Source organism: Paucisalibacillus algeriensis (genome assembly GCF_000577245.1).
Lineage (GTDB): Bacteria > Bacillota > Bacilli > Bacillales > Amphibacillaceae > Ornithinibacillus.
Map to the genome: position 1 here is coordinate 236,406 of NZ_CBYO010000001.1, position 23,269 is coordinate 259,674.

At 37.0% G+C, this 23,269-nt stretch carries 23 protein-coding genes and 2 pseudogenes; 17 read left to right on the forward strand and 8 right to left on the reverse strand.

What is annotated here, in order from left to right:
• Nucleotides 1-34 precede the first annotated feature (34 nt).
• The 6 genes from TY11_RS01005 to TY11_RS01030 all read left to right on the forward strand — a co-directional run bounded on the left by TY11_RS01005 (nt 35) and on the right by TY11_RS01030 (nt 4,767).
• Entirely contained in the window at nt 35-880 is an 846-nt protein-coding gene (locus TY11_RS01005; RefSeq protein WP_042142049.1) for a DUF5700 domain-containing putative Zn-dependent protease, read from the forward strand.
• Between the two features lie 14 nt (nt 881-894).
• On the forward strand, nt 895-1,734 hold the full coding sequence (locus TY11_RS01010; protein ID WP_052345682.1) for an aminoglycoside adenylyltransferase domain-containing protein: 840 nt from the start codon (nt 895-897) through the stop codon (nt 1,732-1,734).
• Nucleotides 1,722-2,171, forward strand: coding sequence for an NUDIX hydrolase (locus TY11_RS01015; RefSeq protein ID WP_042142050.1), 450 nt, complete (start codon nt 1,722-1,724; stop codon nt 2,169-2,171). Before TY11_RS01010 ends, TY11_RS01015 begins: the two co-directional genes overlap by 13 nt.
• 32 nt (nt 2,172-2,203) lie before the next feature.
• Nucleotides 2,204-3,037 carry an alpha/beta hydrolase gene (locus tag TY11_RS01020; RefSeq protein ID WP_042142051.1) on the forward strand — a complete coding sequence of 278 codons (834 nt, stop codon included), beginning with the start codon at nt 2,204-2,206 and terminating at the stop codon, nt 3,035-3,037.
• A gap of 172 nt (nt 3,038-3,209) precedes the next feature.
• Nucleotides 3,210-3,743, forward strand: coding sequence for an RNA polymerase sigma factor (locus TY11_RS01025; RefSeq protein ID WP_042142052.1), 534 nt, complete (start codon nt 3,210-3,212; stop codon nt 3,741-3,743).
• On the forward strand, nt 3,721-4,767 hold the full coding sequence (locus TY11_RS01030) for a hypothetical protein (protein ID WP_042142053.1): 1,047 nt from the start codon (nt 3,721-3,723) through the stop codon (nt 4,765-4,767). The genes TY11_RS01025 and TY11_RS01030 overlap by 23 nt, the downstream gene beginning before the upstream one ends.
• Nucleotides 4,768-4,809: 42 nt before the next feature.
• Here TY11_RS01030 and TY11_RS01035 read toward each other — a convergent pair whose 3' ends face one another.
• The 3 genes from TY11_RS01035 to TY11_RS01045 form a co-directional block, all read right to left on the reverse strand.
• Entirely contained in the window at nt 4,810-6,258 is a 1,449-nt protein-coding gene (locus TY11_RS01035; protein WP_042142054.1) for an NAD-dependent succinate-semialdehyde dehydrogenase, read from the reverse strand.
• Nucleotides 6,259-6,354: 96 nt separating this feature from the next.
• Entirely contained in the window at nt 6,355-7,557 is a 1,203-nt protein-coding gene (locus tag TY11_RS01040) for an acyl-CoA dehydrogenase family protein (protein ID WP_042142055.1), read from the reverse strand.
• 15 nt (nt 7,558-7,572) lie between these two features.
• On the reverse strand, nt 7,573-8,727 hold the full coding sequence (locus TY11_RS01045; protein WP_042142056.1) for a CaiB/BaiF CoA transferase family protein: 1,155 nt from the start codon (nt 8,725-8,727) through the stop codon (nt 7,573-7,575).
• 285 nt (nt 8,728-9,012) lie between these two features.
• Here TY11_RS01045 and TY11_RS20335 point away from each other — a divergent pair, with 285 nt between their 5' ends.
• Entirely contained in the window at nt 9,013-9,171 is a 159-nt protein-coding gene (locus TY11_RS20335) for a hypothetical protein (RefSeq protein WP_155982641.1), read from the forward strand.
• A gap of 40 nt (nt 9,172-9,211) precedes the next feature.
• Here TY11_RS20335 and mreBH read toward each other — a convergent pair whose 3' ends face one another.
• A complete protein-coding gene (gene mreBH / locus TY11_RS01050) occupies nt 9,212-10,219 on the reverse strand; it encodes a rod-share determining protein MreBH (RefSeq protein ID WP_042142057.1) in 1,008 nt (335 codons plus the stop codon).
• 492 nt (nt 10,220-10,711) lie between these two features.
• On the opposite strand from mreBH, the pseudogene TY11_RS21065 reads away from it, so the two are divergent.
• From TY11_RS21065 to TY11_RS01080, 6 genes and pseudogenes are all read left to right on the forward strand, one after another.
• A pseudogene (locus TY11_RS21065) lies at nt 10,712-11,278 on the forward strand (CAP domain-containing protein); the annotation flags it as partial.
• A gap of 48 nt (nt 11,279-11,326) precedes the next feature.
• Nucleotides 11,327-11,695, forward strand: a pseudogene (locus tag TY11_RS20770) (CAP domain-containing protein); the annotation flags it as partial.
• 102 nt (nt 11,696-11,797) lie between these two features.
• Entirely contained in the window at nt 11,798-12,292 is a 495-nt protein-coding gene (locus TY11_RS01065) for a hypothetical protein (protein WP_042142058.1), read from the forward strand.
• A gap of 87 nt (nt 12,293-12,379) precedes the next feature.
• Nucleotides 12,380-13,144, forward strand: a complete 765-nt coding sequence (locus tag TY11_RS01070) for a lysophospholipid acyltransferase family protein (protein WP_042142059.1) — start codon at nt 12,380-12,382, stop codon at nt 13,142-13,144.
• A gap of 138 nt (nt 13,145-13,282) precedes the next feature.
• The gene (locus tag TY11_RS01075) at nt 13,283-14,278 is read left to right on the forward strand and encodes a glutaminase (RefSeq protein ID WP_042142060.1); all 996 of its coding nucleotides are present in this window, start codon (nt 13,283-13,285) and stop codon (nt 14,276-14,278) included.
• A 15-nt stretch (nt 14,279-14,293) separates the two neighbouring features.
• Nucleotides 14,294-14,965 (forward strand): SOS response-associated peptidase, encoded by a 672-nt coding sequence (locus TY11_RS01080; protein WP_042142061.1) that lies wholly within the window; start codon nt 14,294-14,296, stop codon nt 14,963-14,965.
• A 102-nt stretch (nt 14,966-15,067) separates the two neighbouring features.
• On the opposite strand, the gene TY11_RS01085 is transcribed toward TY11_RS01080, so the two are convergent.
• On the reverse strand, nt 15,068-16,537 hold the full coding sequence (locus TY11_RS01085; protein ID WP_042142062.1) for a sodium:solute symporter family protein: 1,470 nt from the start codon (nt 16,535-16,537) through the stop codon (nt 15,068-15,070).
• A gap of 1 nt (nt 16,538) precedes the next feature.
• Nucleotides 16,539-16,727: a hypothetical protein gene (locus tag TY11_RS01090; protein ID WP_042142063.1), complete on the reverse strand. Its 189-nt coding sequence runs from the start codon at nt 16,725-16,727 to the stop codon at nt 16,539-16,541.
• Between the two features lie 204 nt (nt 16,728-16,931).
• Between TY11_RS01090 and TY11_RS01095 the strand changes: the two genes are divergently transcribed.
• The gene (locus TY11_RS01095) at nt 16,932-17,474 is read left to right on the forward strand and encodes a transcription repressor NadR (protein ID WP_042142064.1); all 543 of its coding nucleotides are present in this window, start codon (nt 16,932-16,934) and stop codon (nt 17,472-17,474) included.
• Nucleotides 17,475-17,745: 271 nt separating this feature from the next.
• Here TY11_RS01095 and TY11_RS01100 read toward each other — a convergent pair whose 3' ends face one another.
• Complete coding sequence (locus TY11_RS01100; protein ID WP_042142065.1) at nt 17,746-19,107, reverse strand: alanine/glycine:cation symporter family protein; 1,362 nt, start codon at nt 19,105-19,107, stop codon at nt 17,746-17,748.
• Nucleotides 19,108-19,240: 133 nt separating this feature from the next.
• Between TY11_RS01100 and TY11_RS01105 the strand changes: the two genes are divergently transcribed.
• Genes TY11_RS01105 through TY11_RS01115 form a run of 3 tightly spaced genes read left to right on the forward strand, consistent with a single transcriptional unit; the run spans nt 19,241 to nt 20,867 of the window.
• Complete coding sequence (locus TY11_RS01105) at nt 19,241-19,711, forward strand: low molecular weight protein-tyrosine-phosphatase (protein ID WP_042142066.1); 471 nt, start codon at nt 19,241-19,243, stop codon at nt 19,709-19,711.
• Between the two features lie 18 nt (nt 19,712-19,729).
• The gene (locus tag TY11_RS01110) at nt 19,730-20,023 is read left to right on the forward strand and encodes a hypothetical protein (protein ID WP_042142067.1); all 294 of its coding nucleotides are present in this window, start codon (nt 19,730-19,732) and stop codon (nt 20,021-20,023) included.
• 22 nt (nt 20,024-20,045) lie between these two features.
• Nucleotides 20,046-20,867, forward strand: coding sequence for a YihY/virulence factor BrkB family protein (locus TY11_RS01115; protein ID WP_042142068.1), 822 nt, complete (start codon nt 20,046-20,048; stop codon nt 20,865-20,867).
• A gap of 285 nt (nt 20,868-21,152) precedes the next feature.
• Here TY11_RS01115 and TY11_RS01120 read toward each other — a convergent pair whose 3' ends face one another.
• On the reverse strand, nt 21,153-23,075 hold the full coding sequence (locus TY11_RS01120; RefSeq protein ID WP_197025039.1) for a heavy metal translocating P-type ATPase: 1,923 nt from the start codon (nt 23,073-23,075) through the stop codon (nt 21,153-21,155).
• Between the last annotated feature and the right edge of the window lie 194 nt (nt 23,076-23,269).

The following is a 23,269-nucleotide window of genomic DNA, read 5'->3' on the forward strand; positions in this document are numbered from 1 at the left end:
TATAGTGAAAAAAGTAGAAAGGTGGATAAAGAGAATGAATATTAATGATACATTTGGTTCCTTTCCAGATAACCTTACTATTCAAAGCTTAAGACAGTACTATGAAAAACACCCTGATATTTTCAATTTCTATTTTCAAATTCATTGTAAGAATACTGATATACGGCTTAATCAAGCCATTCAAAAATACCCAACTGATTGGGATTCGATAGAAAAGGTTCATGACCGTATTGTTAAGCTGATAGAAATTGTTGAACAAGCATATCAATCAAACTATCAACTTAATTTTCCTATTACGGTTAACCTAATTGTGGGTGCATATGGTTCTAATGGCTACACGAATCATAAAATTATCCCAGATATTACGTTGGCAATGGAGAGATTAACCTATAAAGAGGATCCGCTAAAAGTATTGATTGCACATGAGTTTGGACATGCTGCACATAATATTTTTTCCAATAAGCATCACATGGATTGGAAATTAGTTCAGTGGGACCATCCATATACATGGTTGCTACAAGAAGGTACAGCGACTCATTTTTCAAAACAGATTGTTCCAGATTTAAATGATTCTATATATTTTTCTTATACGGATAATGGGGACGAGTGGCTGAAATTTGCTAGAGGAAATAGGCAAGTACTATTAAAAAAGTTTACGGAGGATCTGCGTAGTGGTAGATCGAATAAAGAGATTTTTAAAGAGTGGTTTTCCATTAATGGAGGGGAAACTTTTGGTTTCACAAGGTTAGGTTATTTTGTAGCTGATTGCATGTTTCAGGATTTTGAAAAAGAGATTGGTGAAATGGATACATTGCTTTTGTGGAAGGAAGATAGGTTCTTTCGGATAGTGGAAGCATGGTTGGACCAAAATATTATATAGATAGAGGAATCTAAATGTCTTATTCGTGGGAAACGCGTACTTCAAATATAGAAAAATTTGTTTTAACTCTGCAGGCAGAGATTAATGAGATTTGTAATCATAATATCATTGGTATATACCTTCATGGTTCATTAGCTATGGGAGGATTTAACCCAAATAGAAGTGATATAGATCTTATACTAGTTACAAAGGAACCTATATCTAGGAAAACTAAAAGGAGATTGGCACAGCTTTTTCTTTCGCATTCTAACTCTCCCTTTCCAATCGAAATTAGCGTTCTGAATATGAGCCAATTACATAACTGGCAACATCCATGTCCATTTGATTTTCATTTTAGTGAGCATTGGAGAGAACGGTATAAGGATGATATTAATAGGGCAACAGGTGAATTTATAAATGATTCAATCAATTTGGATCCGGATTTAGCAGCTTATATAATGATAATTAACCATCGGGGAATATGTTTAGAGGGAAAGCCAATTGTTGAAGTGTTCCCTTCAGTTCCTAAATCAGATTACTTATCTTCTATTATGGAAGACTTTGAAGATTGCTTAGTAGGTATAGTAGATAACCCTATATATTGTTCTTTAAATTTGCTTCGTGTGTATTGGTATCTTAAGGAAGGAGTAATTTCTTCTAAACAGGAAGCAGGGGAGTGGGGGTTACATATATTACCTCCCAAGCTGAAAAGTATTATACAAAATATTGTTAATGATTATTCCGGCAAATCTGATACTAGTAAAATAGATAAAAAAGGGCTTCTTTGTTTAAGAGATTATATATTGAGTGAAATGAAAAAAATAGATTCAAAAAATAGATTGAATATAAATGGAGAGTACATATGGGATACATAAAAGAGTTAAGGAAAGTGGTAGGCTCACAGCCTCTAATTATGGTAGGAGCATGCGTGCTTGTGATTGATAAGAAAGATAGACTTTTACTACAGCTGAGAAAGGATAATAACTGCTGGGGCTTACCTGGTGGCTCAATGGAACCAGGTGAATCGTTACAAGAAGTTGCTGAAAGAGAGTTACTAGAGGAAACAGGACTTATTGCGAAAAGTTTAAACCTATTAAATGTTTATTCTGGTGAGGAGTTCTACTATAAATATCCTCATGGTGATGAGGTTCATAATGTTGTAGCTGTTTTTACTTGTAAAAACTATGAGGGTGGGCTAAAAAAGGAAGAGAGTGAAGTGGAAGAACTGAACTTTTTTAGTTTACAAGACCTTCCTGATAATATTAGCCCTCCTGATATACCCATCATCAATGATTATATTGCTAGAATTTAATAAGATAAAAAAATACAAGGGGGAAATTATTTATGTGGAAACAGAGATTAATAGAAACAAATAGAGGAGTATTTGAGCTATTCGAAAAAGGTGAAGGAGAGCCTCTTGCGGTAACTCATCATTATAGTGCCTATAACGAAAAAGGTAATTCTTTTGCCAACCCATTTACCGAACATTATCATGTATACCTTATTAATTTGAGGGGGGCAGGAAACTCTGCTCAAGCTGTTGATGAGAGTGAGTATAGTATGGATAATACTGTATTGGATTTAGAAGCAATTCGAGAAGCGCTAGGTCATGAAATGTGGGGAATTGCTGGACATTCAACGGGAGGCATGCTTGCTTTAAAATATGCAATTAATAGTCCAGATTCATTAACCAAGATTATTGCAGGTGGGGCTGCAGCAAGCTATGAGTATGGTGCAGATCCGGATTCCATTTATTGTAGTAAGAATCCAAACTTTAATCGAATCGTAGAGATTATGAATTTATTAGAAGACCCGACTACTCCCATTGAAAAACGGAGAGAAGTAGGATACGAGTGGGCACTAATGTCTTATTATTCTGAAGAGAAACTTCAAGAGTCAATGAAGAAGCCAAATAGCGGTAAGACAGTGGGACCAAGATTAGATTATTTTAGAAAAGTAGAGTATCCAACCTATGATATTCGAGAGGAACTTAGAAGTGTAAATCTACCAAGTTTTATTTATACAGGTAAATATGATGCACAATGCCCTATGAAGTTTGGGATAGAGATTGCTGAGCTAATCCCGAATGCTTCTTTAACGATATTTGAGGAGAGTAATCATAATCCTTTTTCGGAGGAAGAAGAGAAGTTTGAAGAGTTTGTTGTATATACATTATAAATATTGGGTGGAATGGATTTAAATATGTTTATCCATTTAATGAAGAGGTTGAAAATCTAAAGGCGCTCATTATAGAGCGCCTTTGTTTATAAAAAAAGAAATTGTCAGGTGTAACTTTTTAAAGCCCGCTTCGTTGTTTAAGTGAATTCATATTTTGAGAGGACTTGAGGTCATGGACCAACACTTCAGGAAAGAGCAGATTAGCGAGTGGTATTCATCCTATAGTAATGATATTTATAATTACGTATTCTTTTTGATAGGTGATCATGAGCTAGCAAAAGATATCTTACAGGACACGTTTATTAAAGCTTATAGTAATCTTGAAACCTTTCAAGGCGAGAACGCAAGAGGGTGGCTTTTCCGTATCGCTAGGAACCTAACAATAGATTTCATACGCAAGAAAAAGCCTATTACATATCTAACCGATTCCTTTGCAATCCTAAAGGAAAATGCTCCAACACCAGAGCAAATGGCAGTTTTGAATGAGTCAGAGAAGGAATTATATATGGCTCTTGGTAAACTAAAACGCTCATATCGTGATGTCATTATACTAAGGAAAATAAAGGAGTTTTCTATTAAAGAAACTGCACAGATTTTGGAATGGACCGAAAATAAAGTTAAGGTACAATTATTTAGAGGGTTGTCTGCACTAAGAAAACAATTAGAGAAGGAGGACTATCGACATGAAACGGTTCGATTTAGATGAGTTTAATAAAAACTTTAAATCCATTAGTCGAAAGGTAAGTCTTTCAGAAAAAGAGAGAATGGAGTTATTTAATAGTATAAATTTCAGTATTAACGATAGTCCTCATAAATCTAAAAAGCTTATAACTAAATGGAAATACTATATTGCATCAGCCATTACGTTATTTCTTTTATTTGTTGTAGTCACTTCCTTATTGAGTAATAACGATCTTCCTTTTATAAGCAATAATGGAATTGTTGGTTCACAGGATTCCAGTTCGGGAACAATTAGTGAAGAAGCGGTAAAAATCGAGGTAATAAATAACACAAATTCTGAAATTCCTTCAATGGAATTAAATATATATCAGGGTGAGAAATTAACTACCCAAGGTAATATGAATGCCAATGGGTCATCGATAAAACAAGGTGGATCCTTTGAATTTCAGATCACTCAGGATGATATAGACTTAGAGTACCCAGTTATCTTGGAAGTAATTATCAAGGAGAAGCAAGCAGGAAAAATGAATAAAGAAGGTGAAACACTTTATACATCATCCCAATATTTCCTTAATATTAAAGATAAGAAAGAAATATCATTTGAGCTAACAGGAGATTATCAATCAGGTTTAATTTTAAATCTTACAAAGGGCACTCTTGCGGATTTTCAAGATGATCCCAAAAATACGGGCGAAATATTAACAAGATTTGATAATGAAATGGTAATGGCAATTAGTGAAAATATTACATTAGGTATGACGAAGGAATTCATTCAACAATTAATAGGTGAACTTTATGTTAAAGCAGAGTCTGAATCCATTGATGAAGAGTGGCAATTTAATTTCCGTGAAGGTGATCTGTCTTACTTCGAGGGTGGAAAAGTGAAGCAACATAAGGAAACAAAAGATAATAGGACTCAGGCTCAACTATATATTACATGGAACGAAGATAATGAAATAGATTCCTACAAAATTAGTTTTTATCATGAAGATGGAAAGTTGTATGAGTACCAATTAGGTCCTCACGGAGAATTGATTGTTGAATATTAGATAAAGATCGGTATAGTAAAACTGCTATACCGATCTTTGTAATTAATCAATCGCTATCGAAACTAACTTCTTCTCCAAAAATTCATCCATTCCATGATGTCCGCCTTCTTTACCACCACTACCAGATTGCTTAATGCCACCAAATGGCGCTTCTGGAACAGAAGGGAAGACATCGTTCACACCGACCATACCATAATCAAGTTTTTCTGCAACGCGTAATGTGCGCCTCGTGTTTTCTGTGAAAATATATGCAGCCAAGCCGTAATCCGTGTTATTTGCTTTTTTAATCACTTCATCTTCATCCGTGAACGATTGAATAGGGAAAAGTGGTCCAAAAGTTTCTTGGTTCATTACCACCATATCATCTTTTGCGTTTTTAACAATAGTCGGTGGGCAGAAATAACCTTGTAACTCACCGTCCCATTTGTTTCCACCAGATACAATTTCAGCACCTTTTTCAAGGGCATCCGCAAGATGAGCTTCAACCTTTTCACGAGCTTGCTCACTAATTAATGGTCCAAGTTCTACACCATCTTCTAGTCCAGAACCAACTTTCATCTTCTCTAACTTTTCCTTTAATAAAGCAGTAAATTCATCCGCAATCGATTCATGAACATATAGTCTGTTTGCACAAATGCAAGTTTGCCCGTTGTTACGGAATTTACTTGCGATAGACAACGTAGTCGCTTTGTCTATATCAGCATCTTCAAAGGCGATGATTGGTGCATGACCTCCAAGCTCAAGGGATACCTTCTTCACTTGATCTGCAGCTTCACGCATTAAGTATTTTCCAACAGCAGTAGAGCCGGTGAAGGTAATAAGCTTTACATCTTTATTTGTTAGCATTTCTTTTCCGATAGCTTGTGCATCTCCAGTTACTAAGTTAACAACACCTGGAGGCATGCCAGCTTCTTCAAAAATCTTTACAATCTCAATAGCTGATAGAGGAGTCTCTGGTGATGGCTTTAATACAACCGTACATCCTGCAGCTAATGCGGGACCTAATTTCCTCGTAATCATGGATGATGGGAAATTCCACGGTGTGATTGCTCCAACTACACCAATCGGTTTAGGAATAACTAACATACGCTTTGATTTAACGGAAGAAGGAATCCACTCCCCGTAACCGCGGGATGCTTCTTCTGCATACCAAAGTAAAAATCCCGCGGCTCCTTTTACTTCGCCAATCGCTTCGTTTAGTGGTTTTCCTTGTTCTCTAGTCAAAATTTCACCCAGTCGTTTTGCATCTTTGCGCATGAGTTCTGCTGCTTTATATAGTACACGAGAACGCTGTCTTCCGGTCATTTCACTCCAGGCAGGGAAAGCCTTAGATGCTGCTTCAATCGCTTCCTTAGTTTCTTCTTGTCCACCGTATGACACGTCTGTAATTGGTTCTAGGGTTGCTGGGTTGTAGACAGTTTGTGTCTTTGATTCATCCACTTCACGCCATTCTCCATTTATATAGATACTCTTTGTTAACGTTGAAATCATGTACAATCCTCCCCAAAATATCTTTTATTCTATAAATAAGCATATCGCACCTGCATTATTCTATCAATTTGCAGGTGCGATTTTTTATGGGTTAATTTAGACTAATTCTTTATCTGGATTCCATGCTGGTAGCATTTTATTTAATGGCTTATCTGTACGGTAACCAAGAACATATTCTGCTTGCATGACTGTGTGAATTTCGCGTGTTCCTTCGTATATAACTGGAGCTTTTGAGTTACGTAAGTAACGCTCCACTGGATATTCATCTGAATAACCATAAGCACCATGAATTTGCATAGCATCGTCTGCTGCTTTATTGGCAAAATCACATGCTTGCCATTTTGCAAGAGAAGTTTCTCTAGTATTACGCTTTCCTTCGTTTTTTAGTTCTCCAGCACGATATACTAGAAGGCGACTCATTTGTAGACCAGCTTCCATTTTTGCAATCATTTGTTGTACTAGTTGATGGCGGCCAATTGATTTGCCAAACGTTTCACGTTCATGGCAATACTTTACACTTGATTCGATACAAGCCATGATCTGACCAACTGCACCTGCAGCAACAGTGAAGCGACCATTATCAAGTGCAGACATCGCAATTTTAAAACCTTCTCCTTCTTCACCAAGTAGGTTTTCAGCAGGAACTCTTACATTATCAAAGAAAATCTCACCAGTATTACCGGAACGAATTCCGTGTTTTCCTTTGATTGCTTTTGAAGAGAATCCATCCCAAGTTCGTTCTACGATAAATGCAGAAATACCGTGATGTTTTTTCGATTTTTCTGTATAAGCGAACACTAGGAAATGGTCTGCAACATCACATAGGGAAATCCATGTTTTTGAGCCATTTAAAATATAATGATCCCCATCCTTAACTGCTGTAGATTGTAAGGCTGCAACGTCAGATCCAGCACCAGGCTCTGTTAAACCGAAAGCCCCAATTTTATTACCTTTAGCTTGAGGTGTTAGATATTTTTGCTTTTGCTCTTCATTTCCCCATTGTAGTAGAGTCATAGAATTAAGACCTGTATGAACAGAAACAGCTGTACGGAATGCAGTATCCCCACGTTCAAGCTCTTCACACACAATGGCGAGAGCATTATAATCCATGCCACTTCCACCATACTCTTCAGGGATACAAACACCCATTAAGCCAAGGTTAGCTAGCTTATTGTATATATTTGGGTCAAATTGTCCTTGCCGGTCCCAATCAGCAATATACGGCATAATCTCTTTATCTACAAAACTTCTCACCGTATCTCGTAACATGTTTTGTTCTTCTGTAAAATTAAAATTCATTTGTCATCTCTCCTATTAATTAAAATTAGATTTGTTAGAATGTAAGATTTCATGATTATGCTCACCCGCATTTGGAGGGTGGTGTCGCAATGAAACAGGAGTCCGAGATAGTTTTAATGGACTACCAATCATTTTGATAAGTCCAGCAGTTGGATGATCTGCTTCCAGGAACATGTCTCGCGCATGTAACTGTGGATCTTCCGTGACTTCCTCCAAGTTTTGAATCGGCCCACATGGAATATTATTCTCATGGCATTTATCTAGCCAGTAACTGGTAGGTTTGGTCAAAAGGACATCCTGGATTAGCGGAACAATGATGTCACGATTTTCCACACGAGCTGGATTTGTCTTAAAACGCTCATCTTCACTATATTGATCTTTTCCTAAAATAGTACAAAAAGCTTTGAACTGATTGTCATTTCCAACAGCAACCACCATTTCTCCATCCATTGTTTGAAACGTTTGGTATGGCACGATATTGGCATGATGATTTCCAAGTCGGGATGGGATATTTCCAGACATTAGGTAATTACTACCTATGTTAATCAGTGCACTAACAGCAGTATCGTATAGTGAGAGATCAAGCTTTTGCCCTTTTCCAGACTTTTCTCGTTCTAATAATGCGGCTTGGATACCAATTGCTGCATATAAGCCGGTTAGAATATCCGTAATTGCCACACCAACTTTTTGCGGTCCAGATTGCTCATCTCCTGTGATGGACATCAACCCACTCATCCCTTGAATGATAAAATCATAGCCAGGTAAATCTTTATATGGACCAGTTTCCCCAAAACCAGTGATGGAGCAGTAAACAATGCCCGGATTTATCTGGGCTAGTTGTTCATAATCAATTCCGAAACGTTCCATGGTTCCTGTTTTGAAATTATGAATGATAACATCTGATTCCTTTACCAGATTTTTAATCGTTTCGATGCCTTCTTCTGATTTAAGGTTGAGCGTGATACTTTTTTTATTGCGGTTTGCACACAGATAATAGGCACTAACATCGTTCTGAAATGGTGGCCCCCATTTCCGCGTTTCGTCACTTCCACCAGGTGCTTCAACCTTGATAACCTCAGCACCGAGATCCCCAAGAATCATCGTACAGTACGGACCTGCAAGGACCCGAGTTAAATCAAGAACTCTTATTTTCTCTAAAGCTCCTGACACGGCTTCACTCCTTTCTATTTTCAATAAAAAAAGCCAATTCAAAATGAAAACAGCAAATTGCTGTAATCATCTTGAACTGGCTTAAGGCTTGTTGAAACAGATCAGGATTTGAGCTGTGAACAAGCTAGGCAGTAAAATTAACTTCAAAAAAATTCAGGAAAGGTCATGCGGACGAACGGTGTAAGCGTTTTAACATGACTCTTTCATATAGTTTAATGTATTCTGAAAAATTTGTAAACAGGTATTGTATAATTTTAATGAGTTTATTATGATGAGGGAGGGGATGTGCCTAAAATAGATGAGCCCGAGAATTCCGAGTATGCACCTGAGCTTCGGAACCATGTGCTCGAGGATTCGGATCATGCACCCGAGCAACAGAGCCATACCCAAGTTCCGGAAGCATCCGCCCGAACAAGAGGACATATATTAAATCCCCAATCATAGTCTAACAAAAAAACGGGAGCCAAAAACCCCCGTTAGATTACTACTTTGCAGCCTTTTCAAGCTTAGAAATCATCTTAATCGCTTTACCAGTACCAATCGCTACGGACTCTAAAGGATTTGGTGCTAAATGAACTGGTACTGATAGTTCATTTGCAAGCCATTCTTGCATACCTTTTAATAAAGAGCCACCGCCAGTAATAACGATTCCGTGATCAACGATGTCACCACTTAATTCAGGTGGACAGTTTTCCAGTGTTACACGGATTGCATGTAAAATTCGCTCAAGAGATTCTTTGATTGCTTCATAAACCTCTTGCGAAGAAATGGAGATAGTTTTTGGTAAACCAGTGACCATATCGCGGCCACGAATATCCACAAACTCTTCTTTGTGATTTGGATGTGCATATCCAATTTCCATTTTCACATTTTCAGCAGTACGTTCACCAATTAAAATATTGTATTTCTTGCGGATGTACTGGATAATCTCATCATCCATCTTGTCTCCACCAACTCGAACAGAGCTAGAAGAAACTACTCCTCCAAGCGAAATAATACCGATCTCAGCAGTACCTCCACCAATATCAACAATCACGTTAGCGATTGGTTCATCAACCGGTAGATCAGCACCAATTGCTGCAGCTACAGGTTCTTCAATTAAATGAACAGTTTTAGCACCATAGCTTGTCACCGCATTATGAATTGCTCTTCTTTCGACGGTTGTGCTACCAGATGGTGTACAAACAACTACATTTGGCTTACGCATGGACATGCCGAGTTTTTTGCTTACTTTTTTCAAGAAAGCCTTTAGCATTTGTGCGGTAATATCATAGTCCGCAATAACCCCATCTCGTAATGGGCGGATTGGTACAATGTTTCTCGGTGTTTTACCAATCATCTCTTTTGCTTCTTGTCCAACTGCCACAACTTGCTTTGTATTAATATCGATTGCTACAACCGATGGTTCATTTAAGATAATTCCTTTATTCTTTGAATAAATAAGTATATTTGCAGTTCCTAAATCGATTCCGATTTCTGCATTAGAAAACATAATGAGTTCCTCCAATGATGACGAATAGTATTTCGATATAACATTCTAGTTCGACAAATAATTTATGGGTGTTAAAAGACAATATATTATTATTATCTGCAATCTAGTTAACATTATTAGCAATAATTGGGTTAAGTCTAAAAAAGTGACGCTACTATATAAAATAAGGTATTTTCAGCGCGAACTCAAGTTTCAATTGCTTTACATTTTTAAACAATTGTAATAAAACTGGAAAATCCATTGATGTAATAACATGCGATAATGAAATTAGCTTTGTCGAATCCTTGTAGAAAATTCATGTAAGGGGGTGCAAGCAACATGAAGTATAAATACATACGAGTAGGATTACTCTTTTTATTTGTTACAATTTTTGTAATACCAGGATTCGTATTAGCAGAAAATAAAGGATTTGAAAGATACATTTTCAAGGATGGATCGTTCTATAAATATACTGCTTCCACAATAGATGAATATTTTCACATACCACAAGATATGCATAAGGATCTCTTAGCACAGATAGATTGGAAAGAACTAAATAAACAAGTATTGGCTATAAAGAAAGAAAAAGTGATAACGGAAACGGAACAAGAAGTTATTGTTCAAAAACCTGAGAAACAAGAGGACAAACCTAATGTCGAACAAAAGCAAATTAAAGAAAAACAGCCCAAGCAGAAAAAAAGTTCTCCGAAAAAAATAATTGTCGATCAAACTGAGTTTGAACAAGAGGTCCTAAGGCTTACTAATATAGAAAGAGAAAAACGAGGGTTAAAACATTTAAAGCTAGATAAGAAATTAGCAGAAGTTGCACGAGAAAAGTCGCTCGATATGGCTGGTGATGACTATTTTTCCCATGATAGTCCAACGTATGGTTCCCCTTTTGATATGATGAATAGTTTTGGAGTGAAGTATTACTCGGCAGGTGAAAATATTGCAAGAGGGCAAACATCACCGATAGAGGTGGTGCAGGATTGGATGACTAGTGAAGGTCATAAGGAAAACATTTTACATCCAGATTTTACACATATAGGTGTTGGCTTTTCTGCGGATGGATTTCATTGGACACAGCAGTTTATAAAACGTATTGATAACACGGTTAATCAAGGGGTATTTGAAAAACAGGTAGTAGAATTAACAAATAAGGAACGAGCAAAACATGGTTTAGCACCATTGTCAGTGGATGCAAAGCTTGCGGAGACAGCCCGTGCAAAGTCAGTCGATATGGCGGAACAAGATTATTTTGACCACACAAGTCCAACATACGGTTCCCCTTTTGATATGATGGATCAATTTGGTGTTACGTACTATACTGCAGGAGAAAATATAGCAAGAGGCCAGTTTACTCCTGAGGAAGTTGTGGAAGCTTGGATGAATAGTGAGGGGCACCGTGAAAATATTTTGAATGCTAACTATACGCATATTGGCGTAGGTTTCGTAAAAGAAGATATTGTTTGGACCCAACAATTTATTGGTAAGTAGTGTAGGACGGTATTCTAGGAATACCGTCCTTTTTCTCATTGGTATTTTTTCAGAATTTTGTAGTGAAATTAATAAGATAATCTAGCAAATATTGGGGATTTGATGAAAAAAAATATGGTAATTGGGATATTAGTTTTATCTTGTTTTCTACTGATGCTCTTAAGTTCATCATTATATAAAGAAATAAGAAACATGAAAAATGAAACTGGCATGGACTATTATCACTTAGTAAGTGATACACGCTATTTTGTTAGGGAGATTAAAGAGACAAATTTGGAAGAGGCACTCGAGACGGATAGTGGAAAACAATTTCTGTCTAGCTATATTAGAGAATTGCAAGACAAACAAAAGATGTACTTTAAGCCTTCTAACAATATTCATGAGATTGGAAATATGCTTAGGGACGTTCAACTCATCCTGGAAGAAGCACTGAAAAAAGGAACCATTACAGATGAGGAAGAAACATCCGTAAAGAAAAGTTTAGAAATAATTGGGTTTATATTATTAGATTTGCAAGTACTAGCTAGAGACAATTCTTGGTACGATCTCTTTAATGATAGAGAACTTAAAGAAGAGATTATTAAGAAAATGGAATAACGGATTAATGATGATTATTAGCAGGTAAGAAAATGTTCCTTGAACATCATCGTTTTAGCAGTATAATAAAGTCTTGGGGGGAACATTATGTTATTTACAATCAAGATTTATACATATGCAGTTATTTTAGTTATAGGCAGTATTTTTAAATTACAAAAAGCAAAGCGATTATACCAACAACCAACAACAGCTGAAATAAGAAAAGAGATATTTGAAACACCACAGAATGTTTCTGCAAAGGTTATGAAAGCAACCGGTACGATTGTCCAGGTAACAGGAAGAGAAAAAGTACCAGAGGGAGCCGTGCTGTACGTTGCAAACCATCAAGGTTTATTTGATATTTTATCCTTCTTAGGACATCTAGATAAGCCAATTGGCTTTATTGCAAAAAAAGAAATTAACAAGCTACCAATTATTAGATCTTGGATGGGATTATTAAATTGTGTATTTATTGACCGTACAGACCGTCGTCAGTCTATGAACGCAATAAATCAAGGAATTGAAAATCTAAAAAACGGTTATTCTCTTGTGATTTTTCCAGAAGGTACTAGAAGTAAAGGGGCAGAGCTTAATGAGTTTAAGCCTGGGAGTCTTCGTTTGGCAACAAAAGCAAATGTTCCTATTGTTCCGGTGACAATTAATGGAACCTATAAGATGCTTGAGGAGAATAATGGACGAGTTAATGGTACATCAGTAAGCATGACTATTCATGATCCAATTTTTCCAGAAAACTATGCATCATTAAAAAGTGCAGAGCTTGCTAAAGAGCTTCAAGACATTGTTCAGTCAGGGCTACCTCAAACAAACAAACAGGAAAAAATAAAAGAGGAATTCGTAATTACTACACGATAACATACATCTGGGAATATACAAACAGTTGGGAGGATGGTTTTCCCGCTGTTTTTTTGTACAAATAAAATCATTATCCCAATCGTATCGATGCATACTAGAAATAGTAGGATGTAATGTTTAGAAGTTGAGGTGAGTTTTATGGTTCAAGGTACAATGAATTTAAATACACAAATAGATAAAGAATGGTTACAAAATTATGTGGATGATTGGGTAGCGTTTTATCAAAAGACAACTCAAGAAGGTAAAGTGGCTTCCTATATCCCAGTACTAGCTGAAGCTAACCCAGATCACCTTGGGATTGCTATTTATGGAAAGAACGGTATGACTATAAGTTCCGGTGATACTGATGTTACATTTACAATCCAAAGTATCTCTAAAATGCTAACCTTTATTGTTGCTTGTATGGAAAGAGGGGTTGGTTATGTACTGGACCGGGTAGATGTAGAACCAACTGGTGAGGCATTTAATTCGATTATGCACTTAGAGATGAAAAGCCTGAATAAACCTTTTAATCCCTTCGTAAATGCTGGGGCTATAACGGTTACCTCACTATTAGAAGGGGAAAACTCACAGGAGAAACTAGAGCCAGTCTTTGGTTTACTGGAGAAAATTATCGGTTATCGACCAAACATTAATCAGCAGGTCTTTATATCAGAAGATGAAACCTCTGCAAGAAACCGAGCTATTGGCTATTATTTAGTAGAAACAGGATTTCTTGAGTCATCCCTTGAAGTAACCCTGGAAACTTACTTTAAACAGTGTTCAATCGAGACCACGGTCGCGGATTTAGCTAGAATAGGGTTAATTTTGGCAAATGATGGAGAAGATCCTGATAGTGAAGAGGAGATAATCCCACGGCAAATCGCTCGAATTACCAAAGCGTTAATGCTAACATGTGGGATGTATGATGCATCCGGAAAATTTGCAACCTATGTCGGTATCCCAGCCAAAAGTGGTGTATCAGGTGGAATTGTAGCCCTTTCACCGCCACGGGTGAGAACTGCTCAATTTCCTTTTATAGAAGGATGTGGAATTGGCGTATATGGCCCCGCACTAGAAGACAGAGGAAACAGCATTGCAGGGATGAAATTATTAAAGCATATCGCATCACAATGGGATTTAAGTATTTTTTGATTGGGGGATTAGGATATGTGCGGAAGATATACGATGCTAGCAGATGAACTAGAAATTCTAGAGGAATTTGGAATTGAACAAGAGATTAGAGATTATCATCCAAGTTACAATATCGCACCAGGGCAAAATGTACTTGCAATTATTCATGACGGGAAAAAGAAACGTGCAGGCTACCTGCGCTGGGGACTCGTTCCTTCATGGGCAAAGGATGAAAAAATTGGTTACAAAATGATTAACGCTAGAAGTGAATCCGCACATGAAAAACCGAGCTTTAAAAATCTTATGTCCCGAAAACGATGTTTGGTTATAGCCGATAGTTTTTATGAGTGGAAAAGAAATGAAGATGGAAGTAAACAACCGAAACGTATCCACATTGCTAATCGTAAGTTGTTCGCATTTGCAGGATTGTGGGATAAATGGAGTCATAATAATAAGGATCTATTTACTTGTACGATCTTAACCCGCGACGCTAATCCGTTTATGAAAGAAATTCATCATCGTGAGCCCATTATTTTACCTAAGGAAAAGGAAGATGAGTGGATTGCGCCAGAACGTATGGAGCCAGTTGAGGCACATGAATTTCTCTTTCATGTAGAACCAGAAGAGCTTACAGCATACAATGTTTCGAGTTATGTAAATGCAGCGAAGAATAATGATGAGTCGTGTATTGTACCGTTAGCAGAGTAGCTAGGGGGCTTTAAAGAAAATGGTATAAAGTGATTCACATGCTTAACATCTCTTTAAACAAAAAGTCCGTGACACAAGCTAGTAGTCACGGACTTTCTATAGTTATATCGTCTTTTTACGGTGTTCCTTCATCAAACTTAAAAATTCTTCCGCTTTCTCTTTAGGTGCTTGTGTGACAAGACTAATCCCAACAAATAAAGCCGTTGATAGGATTAACCCCCAAATGCCAGAACCTAATCCAAGTGGCTTTGTCCCGGTCGCTTCAAGTACTAATACAATTAATGCACTAACAATTACACTGACGATTACGCCAGCAGCTGTTCCACGTTTCCAGAAAAATGTACCTACAATGGCTGGTACTCCAACTATTAATCCGGAAGAAGCAGCTACTGATAATACGGCAATTAGGTTCAATTCTAATTCAGCAAAAGCATAGGCTAAGATGGCAATGACAGGAATAACAATTTTACCTACTTTTAGTTGCTTATTATCATCTGGACGGCTTTTCATATTTCCATAAACATCTCGTGCAAACATAGATGATAATGTCAACATAATCGAGTCGATGGTGGATACTGCTGCAGCTAAGATTCCTACCATAACAATGACACCTAAAAGTGGTGGTACGACATCTGATGATAGTAATGCTGGCGTTGCAAGGTCTGCTTTTTCTAAATCTGGGAATAGTTGTAAAGCAGAAAATCCCCACATTACAGAAACAAAGGTATAAATAAAACCGAAAACAAGAAAACCAATTAACATTTGTCGAAGACCTTTAAAGGAATTCGGCATAAATAACCGCTGGCTTACTTGTGGATTAGAAATACTAAAGAAGAACCATGGTATTGTTAATCCCAAGAAAGTTAGGAAGCTAAAGTAACCATTTCCTGGCACAGATAAGGTCCCTTGTTGATTTACCTGAAGGTTTTCGAAAAATTGACCAAAGCCCCCAAGTGAATGAACAATGATAATAACAACAGTGGTTGATGTAATAATCATGAAAATTGCTTGTAGTGAGTCAGTCCAAACAACGGATCTAATCCCTGCTGTATAAGAAAAGAATACTGCTAAAACAACCGCTATAATGACCCCAGCTGAAAATGGAATGGCATTATCGGTCATTCCTTGTAACAGATATCCAACCCCAGCTAATTGTACCGCGCTATAAGGAATTAAAAATAAACAACTCATTAGTGAAATAACTGCAGCTGCCGTTTTACTCTGATAACGATCGCCAAGCATTTCAGACGGTGTCACATAACCATTCTTCTTCCCAGCTAACCAAAATCTAGGTCCGAAAATTAGTATTAAGGAAACCCCAATAAAATATATAATTTCAAAACCTAGTGCACCAACTCCACCTTGATAAGTAAGTCCTGCTAAACCTACCATCATAAAAGCACTATAGGTTGTTGCACTATAGCTAAGGGCTGATAATATACCGTTCATTTTTCGGTTTCCAATAAAGTATCCTGACATTCCAGGGAGATTTCCTTTTCGGGATAACAATGCAATAGCTGAAGCGATAATAATATAAATAATAATTCCCCAAATAATTAAGCTTGTATTCAAATTACTCTCTCCAATCTCTAGTAAGAACAATGTTTGCAAGTATGATGACAAGACCAGCTATTCCCCAGAATAAGAAACTCCCATACCAAGCATGCACATCAGATAATACGGTATATGGAATAATGTAAGCGAGGAGGATTGTTACAATAATCACAAATCCCCAAATGCTCTTTGAAAGTTTTTTACTCATTTCGTTTGTCTCCTTTAGTAGATTAATAGTAAAACAAGACTGTCGTTTACATGTGTCTTTACACATATATTTACACATCTTGAGCTAGAAATCAATCATTAATTTTGTTTTTTTTGGTTTGTTGCGAGCAAAGCGTGATAGGATATAATAGTAGATACGTTATTAATTAGATAATCGTCTAAATATTATACGGAGGTTCTGAAAATGAACAAGGAATCAAATAAAATTCTTGGGGAGAAACGCAGGCAATTAATCTTGTCCTGGTTGAAAGAAGAGGTTGATCCTATTACTGGTAAAGAATTATCTACCCGAACAAATGTAAGTCGCCAAGTGATTGTACAAGATATTTCTTTGCTAAAGGCCACAGGTGAACCAATCATTGCAACTGCAAGAGGATATGTGTATTTACAAGAAAGTAATCTTGAACAAACAAAATCAAGAGTTGTAGTCGTTCGACATACCCCTGAACAAACAGCCGATGAGCTTTATACACTAGTCGATTATGGAGTTACAATACGAAATGTTATGGTGGAACATCCAATATACGGAGATATTACTGGTTCCTTAATGATAAAAAATAGACGAGAAGCAGATGTTTTCTTAACTGAATTGAAGAATACAGGGGCTTCCCTCTTATCAAAGCTAACAGAAGGAATTCATTTACATACGATTGAAGCGGATAATGAGAAGCAATTGGATGAGGCATGTGAAGCATTAAGACAAGCAGGTTATTTGTTGGAGGATTGATATGATGTTAGTGGTTTGTTTGCTTCACATGGCAGTGTAGGTGAAACTATCTAATAGAGCTATTTTCAAAGACAGAATCCCTAGTAAAGCATTGAGTCTGTCTAATAGAACCATTCTTAAGGACAGAGTCCTGGTAAAAACAGAAAAACTATCTAATAGAAACACAAACCAATCCAACACAATGCTATTCAAGAAGAAAAGGACAATTTTTCTCCCACATGAGAGAAAAACTGCCCTTTATTTATTTTAACCACTACCCAGTAACTATTACTTATTCTCCAGAAGTTTTCGCGAGTCTTTCTTGTTCTTTTTCCTGCTTAGCAACTTCTAAGAATTTCTTTGTTTCATAAACAACTACACCGGAAAGTCCGAGTAGACCGATTAAGTTCGGTATTGCCATTAATGCGTTCATGACATCGGAAATACCCCAAACTAGATCTAGAGTCTGTACTGCTCCCCAGAAAATAGCGATAACAAACGCAACACGATAAATTGGAACTACTTTATCGTTAAATAAGTATGCAAAACATTTTTCACCATAGTAAGACCAACCAACAAGTGTAGAGAAGGCGAATAGTACAATACCAATCGTTACGATGTAGCCACCCCAGTCACCTAGGAAATGTGCAAAGGATGCTTGTGTAAGTGGTCCGCCCTCTAAGCCATTACCGGCTAATCCTGCCATAACAATCGTAATTCCTGTAATAGAACAGACAATAATAGTATCAATAAATACTTGTGTCATGGATACTAGTGCTTGACGGCCAGGATAGTCCGTTTTGGCAGCAGCAGCTGCAATTGGCGCAGAACCAAGTCCTGCCTCGTTGGAGAATACTCCACGTGCAACCCCATAACGAATTACGGTACCTAGTATACCACCACCAACAGCACTAGCTGAAAAGGCATCCGTAAAGATTAAGCTAATTGCTGCAGGTACAATATCAAAATTCATTACAATAATGACAAGTCCACCAAGTACATAAAATAAAGCCATAATCGGAACGAAGAAAGCAGTTACTTTTCCAATACTCTTAATACCACCAATAATAACTAAACCTGCAAATAATGTTAGAGCAATACCTGTTGCCCAAGTTGGAATGCTAAAGGAACTTTCTAACGCATCAGAAACGGAGTTAGATTGTACCATGTTTCCAATACCAAATGCAGCTATCGCACCAAAGATTGCAAAAAGTATACCAAGCCACTTCGCATTTAATCCTTTTTCTAAGTAGTACATCGGTCCACCAGACATTTCACCTTTACTGTTTTCCACACGGTATTTTACCGCTAAGATGGCTTCGGCGTATTTTGTTGCCATTCCAAATAATGCGGTAATCCACATCCAGAAAACGGCACCCGGCCCACCTAGTACTACCGCTGTTGCTACCCCAACGATATTCCCTGTCCCAATCGTGGCCGCCATGGCGGTGGTTAAGGCTTCATAGTGACTAATGTCTCCTTTTGAAGCTTTGTCTTGTCTTTTAGGGCTAAATGCGAGTCGTAAAGCATATGGAAGTGTACGAAATTGCAAAAATCCTAATCGTAGTGTCAAGTATATACCAGTACCAACAATTAATATGAGTGTTGGTGGTCCCCAGACAAAACTACTAATATTGTTGATTATCTCTTGCATATTTTTCCCTCCCTTTTGTCCTATTATAGATATAATATTTAGAACATTCAATATAAATTACATACTATTTAATCATTTCACTTAATTCTGTGAACAAGTTTGATTATAATAGGTTTGAAAGGTGGTTAGGCTAATGATTCGAGTGTTATTTGTTTGTCTTGGCAATATTTGCCGTTCTCCTATGGCGGAAGCGGTTTTTCGGGATTTGATCGTAAAAGAAAAGATGACGAATATAATGGAAGTGGATTCTGGCGGTATAGGTGGATGGCATGTTGGTGAGATGCCTCACCAAGGTACGAGAAAAGTATTAGATCAACTAAATATTTCATATGAGGGAATAAAGGCTAGACAAGTTTCTAAAAAAGATTGGGATGATTTTAATTATATTATTGCGATGGATGACCAAAATATAAAAGACCTACGGAACATTAACTCGCAGAATGAGCAAATAGTTGTTGCGAAATTAATGGACTTTGTGGAGGAAGCTAGAGAGCAGGAAGTTCCCGATCCATACTATACAGGTAACTTTGATTACACATATGAACTAGTTATGGAAGGATGTTCTAAACTTCTTTCGTATATTAAGGAAATGCATAACATATAACAAAAAGGAGTGGTCCACATGGGTAAAAGAAGATTGATTTCAAGTATTGCTATTGGAGCAGCTTTAGGTGGTGCAGCAGCATTATTTGATTGGGAAACGAGAAACTATACGAAACATAAACTTTCAGTAGCAAAGGATAAATCTACAGATATTATTAAGAATCCTGTCTTATCTATCCATAATGCAAGAATCGCAATGGAGGAATTTAGTGAAAGCCTTGTGTATCAAACGGAAAATGCCGCTAATGCTCTGCAAACTGTAGAGAATTCAATAGCTAGAGTAACTTCAAAACCAAAAAGACTAGAAGGCTGAAGCCTATATAGGAGGTTGGAGTTTGAATCAAATCATTACATTTATAAAAAAGCTAATTGGGCGAATATTTGAAGAAGAAGCATTTGGCTTATCCGCACAATTAGCTTATTTCTTTCTATTATCACTTTTTCCGTTACTAGTTGTTGTCATTACATTAGTCGGTTATTTGCCAGTTGATGCAAATATTTTAATTCGTATGCTAGCATCAGTTGCCCCTGCCGACTCCATGCAAATAATTGAGGAAAACGTAATGAATTTAGTTTCACAACAAAATGGACAACTATTATCGATAGGAATTATCGGTACATTATGGGCAGCATCCAATGGGATTAATGCCATTATGAGGGTGTTGAATAGTGCTTATGAGGTAGAGGAGGACCGGTTTTTCATTGTATCTAGACTTATTGCTATAGGTCTAACGTTTGCGATGATTGGAGTACTCGTACTTGCCATCCTACTCCCCGTACTTGGTAGAATGATTGGTATTTATTTATTTTCCTTTTTGGGATTATCTGATGACTTTCTATCTGTATGGGAAATGTTACGCTGGGTACTTACATCTGTCGTATTCTTTATTGTTTTTCTGTTTCTATATAAAATTGCACCAAACGTTAGAGTATTCTTTCGAGAGGCATTTTGGGGTGCCCTGTTTGCAACAGTAGCTTGGCAATTAACATCCTATGTATTCTCATTCTACGTCTCGAACCTAGGTCATTATTCCGCAACATACGGAAGCCTAGGAGCAGTCATAACACTAATGATCTGGTTCTACATCTCCGCCTTCATCGTCATAGTAGGTGGCATCCTCAACGCAACCCTAAGCAAAATCAAAAACGGAGCCTGACTTAAAAAGCGTGGCTCCATTTTTGGTTTGTGTTGTTAATAATGGTTTTGTATAGTGTAGTTGGATAAATTTAGGTTTATAACTTGAGTGGGCCGAATACACGGATACTCCTATGGGAGGAAAGGCATCGGTCAGACAAGGCAGCACGGAACGAGCGAGGAGGCTCACAAGCCGCCCGTGGCAAGGTATACACTGCGAGGTCTTTTCGAGCAGATGTTACCCCTGCACTGGAAGTAAAAGTGCAGTGTATCCGGGCCAAGGTCACGGCCAGAAAGTAATATAAATTCATTTTAATAACCGCAACCCATTCAATATAACCAATATCGTACTCCCCTCATGCCCAATAACCCCCAAAGGAAGGTCCAATACCTCTAAATAATTTGAAAGAATCAATATAGCAATAACACCAATAGAAAAAACAACATTCTGTTTCACAATCCTATTCATCCGACCGGAAAGCTCAATAGCATTCGTAATCTTAGACAAATCATTTTTCATCAGAACAACATCCGCAGTTTCAAGCGCAACATCCGTACCCTCTCCCATAGCAACCCCTAAGTTCGCAGTTGCTAAAGCAGGTGCATCGTTAATCCCATCACCAACCATGGCAACATTATGATGAATGTCACGTAATTGTTTAAGATGGTTAACCTTTTCTTCTGGGAGACAGTTAGCAATATACGAATCAATACCAGCTTCATCCGCGATTGCTTTAGCAGTAAGGTCGTTATCCCCAGTCAACATGATGGTCTTAATTCCCTGAGTTTGGAGGTTTTTAATAGCAACCTTCGCTTCTCTTCGAATGGTGTCCTTTAAAGCATAGACACCGACAATTTTTCCTTCCGTTTTAACAAATACTACTGTTTTCCCTTCAGTTGCTAATTTGGATAAGACTCCATCATGGAATGATTCAGCAAGTTGTTTACCAACATAATCCGGTTTGCCAATTTGCCAAAGCTTACCATCAATCTCCGCCTCTACGCCATTTCCGTGAATAGTTTTCATATTGTTAACTTGTATTTTTATATTGCCGACTTTTTCATGGCTATAGGCTGTTATAGCTTTAGCAATTGGGTGTGTAGATTCATTTTCGATTGCTCCAGATATTGTAATAACTTCATTTTCATCACTATCGGAAGTGAAATATGCATCCGTCACGATTAATTTCCCATTTGTTAATGTACCTGTTTTATCAAAGGCAATCGCCTTAATCTGGCTTAGGTTTTCCAAATGGATGCCACCTTTAAATAAAACACCTTTTCGAGCACTATTTGAAATTGCGGATAGAGTTGCAGGCATAATCGATGCAACGAGCGCACATGGTGATGCGACAACAAGGAGAATAATTGCTCGATATATACTAGTTTCTAATGACCAGTTAAAAAGAAAATATGGTAAAAACATCATAATCCCAAAAGCAATTAAAACAACCTTCACATAAGTTCCCTCAAAACGTTCAATAAATAACTGAGAAGGGGATTTTTCTTCTTGTGCAGATTGAACCATATTAATAATTTTTTGGAACATAGTTTCATGTGCAGCTTTAGTTATCTTTACCGTAATTGTTCCATCAAGTGAAACGGTTCCAGCTAATACCTCATCCTCTATATTTTTAGTTGCTGGAATTGATTCCCCTGTTATAGCACTCTCATCAATTGTAGTCGATCCTTTCGTAATCGTACCGTCAGCGGGAATTCTTTCTCCAGCCCGAACTAAAATTAAATCTCCTATAATTAATTTATTTACGGAAACAACTTCTTCTGTTCCATTTGAAATTCTTGTAGCATCTTCTGGTTGGAGCTTTAGTAGAGAAGAGATTTCATTTTTACTTTTATTCATGGTGTATGTTTCAAGAGCTCCTGATAGAGCAAATATGAAGATTAAAATAGCACCTTCTGTCCAGTAACCAATGATTGCGGATCCAATAGCAGAAAAAATCATTAACATTTCAACATTAAGCTCTTTATTATTTATTGTTTCTGTAATTCCTTCTTTCGCTTTTGCAAACCCACCTATTGCAAAGGCAAGTAGGTGTAAGATAACAAACGTAGAATCAGAAATATAGTTTTCTGAAAGCCATGTAAAAAGAATAATAACACCGCTAATAAGTGCTGCAATAAGTTCCGTATGAGGTTGAACTTTATTTAAAAAGCTCTTTTCCTCACGTTTTGAATTAAATAATGGTGAGATACTATTCTTAACTTCCATGTTTATCCCCTCCTAAATGAAATTAATAATCATTTACAACTAGATTAGAATTATTATTAATTAGTATATATTTTAATTTTATCACAACTACTTTTAGAGTCAATGAATAAGTATAAACTATATATTGTTTCATAAAATTTAATAATAATTCAATAACAGAATTTTTATCTTAATCAAAGTATTTGATTTAACTA